The 399-nt window shown below is 48.6% G+C and carries 1 protein-coding gene; it reads left to right on the top strand.

The window, feature by feature from the left end; all coding sequences use genetic code 11:
* On the top strand, positions 1 to 399 hold a 399-nt coding region (locus LI288_RS14175), incomplete at both ends, for a cell division site-positioning protein MapZ family protein (protein WP_331464675.1).

Here is a 399-nt window from a genome sequence, read left to right as displayed (position 1 = left end):
ACAGCAATCCGAGGCGAAAGCGAAAGAAGAGCAAGCTGCGGCGGCGCAAAATAATGCTGCTACTCAACCCGCCAATCAAACCTCAGGTCAAGCTGCAGGAAACTCAGCTTCTACTGATACACCAAGTGGAACAACGGGAGCAGCATCACAGCAACAAGCAGGTAAAAATACAGCACAAGGTGAAGCTTCGTCTTCAACAGTTGTAGCAGTGGATGGCGCACAAAACCCGACAGGGGCTACGCCGGATAACTCGAATGCGCGTGTTCAACCCCAAGCCAATCTCAATCCTCAAGATCCAGCTTTCACTTGGAATCCAGGAATCAGAGATAAAGTCTTAAATATTGCACGTCAGCGTGGCTATATCTCTGGCAATGACTTCATTCTTTTGCCAGTAGCTAT

The organism is Lachnospira pectinoschiza (assembly GCF_020564355.1).
Lineage (GTDB): Bacteria > Bacillota > Clostridia > Lachnospirales > Lachnospiraceae > Lachnospira > Lachnospira intestinalis.
This window is presented reverse-complemented; position numbering and strand designations above follow the sequence as displayed.